The 2,373-nt window shown below is 48.3% G+C and carries 4 protein-coding genes and 1 pseudogene; 4 read left to right on the top strand and 1 reads right to left on the bottom strand.

Annotated elements, in window-relative coordinates; translation table 11 throughout:
* A pseudogene (locus NSMM_RS15300) lies at window positions 1-116 on the top strand (IS5/IS1182 family transposase); the annotation flags it as partial.
* 8 nt (window positions 117-124) lie between these two features.
* Here NSMM_RS15300 and NSMM_RS15775 read toward each other — a convergent pair.
* Window positions 125-271: a hypothetical protein gene (locus NSMM_RS15775; RefSeq protein WP_176753968.1), complete on the bottom strand. Its 147-nt coding sequence runs from the start codon at window positions 269-271 to the stop codon at window positions 125-127.
* 259 nt (window positions 272-530) lie between these two features.
* Here NSMM_RS15775 and NSMM_RS12640 point away from each other — a divergent pair, with 259 nt between their 5' ends.
* The 3 genes from NSMM_RS12640 to NSMM_RS12630 form a co-directional block, all read left to right on the top strand.
* A complete protein-coding gene (locus tag NSMM_RS12640) occupies window positions 531-848 on the top strand; it encodes a BolA family protein (RefSeq protein ID WP_090287971.1) in 318 nt (105 codons plus the stop codon).
* Between the two features lie 58 nt (window positions 849-906).
* On the top strand, window positions 907-1,512 hold the full coding sequence (locus tag NSMM_RS12635) for a LemA family protein (protein ID WP_090287973.1): 606 nt from the start codon (window positions 907-909) through the stop codon (window positions 1,510-1,512).
* A gap of 19 nt (window positions 1,513-1,531) precedes the next feature.
* A partial coding sequence (locus NSMM_RS12630; protein ID WP_090287969.1) for a TPM domain-containing protein occupies window positions 1,532-2,373 on the top strand: 842 nt, incomplete at its 3' end.

Here is a 2,373-nt window from a genome sequence, read left to right as displayed (position 1 = left end):
GTTTCGCCTGGCTGGAAAAGAATAGAAGACTGTGGAAGAACTGCGAGCGAATGATTAACACCAGTTTGCAGTTCATCCACTTGGCTTTCCTGGCCCTTCTACTCAAAAGACTTTGAACAAGTTCTTAGTGATTTGACCATTCTTTCCCCATTCTTTCCCCATTCACAAAACCATCGTACTTCAACGTGATAGAGGCTGCCCAGCTTGCTGAAGCAAACGAGAGCGAAGTCACGGCAGCCACTAAAATAGTGGTTTTCTTATTAATTTGCATTATATTCTCCTTGTTAAATTTATTTTTGCGCGATACCCGATTTCTCCAGCTATCCTCAACTTAGATAGAGCATCAATCATGCCAATCATTAATTGTTTTTATAAAACAACAAGGTATAAAACTGATTGCAAATTACGATGGGTGTGATGTAAAACAGCCTGATAGCCTAACAATTGGTTGAACCCATTCTCTAGGAAGAAGTCTCAACGGAAGCACATCAATCTGAGCCAGGAAATAACAACAGAAGGTTGCAATAAACATGACGAATATGAAAAGCAGGATTGAAAGCAGGCTGCGATCGTTACAGCCGCAGTTTCTGGAAGTACTTAATGAAAGCCATCGTCATAATGTCCCGGTAGGATCCGAATCTCATTTCAAGGTAACGGTTGTGTCTGCTGCATTTGATGACAAACCGTTGGTAGCGCGTCACCGGCTCGTCAACGCCACGCTGACGAATGATATTATTCACTCCATTCACGCACTGGCGTTGCATACGTTCACACCTATAGAATGGCAGGAACGTCATGATGCGGCGCGCACATCCCCACCCTGCCTTGGTGGGTCGGCTGCAGAATGAGGTCAGGGGTAATAGCCTCACGCTGCGAAAGCACCCATCAACTTCCAGAGAGATTTTTATGAAAAAAATGCTCAATTTTCTGACACTTGTCTGCATTCTGCTGCTCAGTGGCTGCGGCTACAACACCCTGCAATCGACTGATGAGCAGATTAAGGCGAGCTGGGCGGAGGTGGTCAATCAGTATCAGCGTCGGGCGGATCTGATTCCGAATCTGGTCAATACGGTAAAAGGTTTTGCCACACAGGAAAAAGAAGTGTTGCTAGGAGTGACTGCGGCCCGTTCCAGAGCAGGCAGCATTCAGGCGACACCGGAACTGATCAACGATGCGGAAGCCTTTGCCCGCTTTCAGAGCGCCCAGAGTGAGCTGACCGGTGCGCTTACCCGTTTGCTGGCGGTGGCGGAGAATTATCCGCAGCTCAAATCCAGTGCCAATTTCCGTGACCTGCAGGCACAGCTGGAAGGTACCGAAAATCGTATTGCGGTCGCCCGTAACCGTTACATCCAGGCAGTGCAGGAATATAACGTAACGGTGCGTTCCTTTCCGGGCAACCTGACTGCGATGATGTTCGGATTCCAGGTCAAACCCAACTTCGCGGTGGAGAATGAGCAAACGATTGCTGTTCCACCCACGGTGGAATTTGGTACTCCGGTAACCGCTCAATAAATTGATTAGATAAGCAGGCATGTTGATTTTATTTACAGGAATAAAGCGGCATATCGGTTTGTTGTTTATAGCGCTGTTGTGTGTTGCTGCCACCGGGTCGTTGGCCGATGTTGCTATCCCTCCGCTTAAATCACATATTACTGATCTGACTGGAACGCTTACCAAAACAGAAACTATTCAACTGGAGCAACAACTGGCCAATTTTGAAGGAAAAAAAGGCAGCCAGATCGCCGTGCTAATTGTTCCCTCCACACAGCCTGAAACGATTGAGCAGTATTCAATTCGTGTGGTTGAGGCGTGGAAACTCGGCCGCAAAGGGATCGATGATGGCGTATTGCTGCTGGTTGCCAAGAATGACAGAACCTTGCGCATTGAAACCGGCTACGGGCTTGAAGGTGCATTACCGGATGCCATCGCCCGGCGCATCATAGACGAAGGAATTACTCCGAAACTCAAGCACGGTAATTTTTTTGGCGGATTACAGACAGGTATCAGGCAGATTATCAGTGTGATTGAAGGCGAACCATTGCCTGTTCCTGCACAACAGTCGATAGAATCAGCCGGTACGAACCTTGTGCTGGAAAACATTATTCCTGTTTTATTTGTGATGCTGATGCTGGGCAGGATGCTGCAAGCCACGTTTGGAAAAATGACCGGTGCAACCATAGCCAGCAGTATTGCAGGGTTACTGATCTGGCTGATTTCTTCTTCACTGCTGATCGCTGTCCTGGTTGCTATTGCGGCATTCGTCATCAGCCTGATTGAAAAAACAGGGAGAATCATTCACCAGGGCGGATCCAGGAACGGGCGCAGAAACTGGCCGGGAGGGGGTGGTTTTTCTAGCGGTGGATTCCGTGGCGG

The sequence above is a fragment of the Nitrosomonas mobilis genome, assembly GCF_900103035.1.
Classification (GTDB): domain Bacteria; phylum Pseudomonadota; class Gammaproteobacteria; order Burkholderiales; family Nitrosomonadaceae; genus Nitrosomonas; species Nitrosomonas mobilis.
The sequence above is the reverse complement of the archived record's forward strand: the minus strand, read 5'-3'. Positions and strand labels throughout refer to the sequence as shown.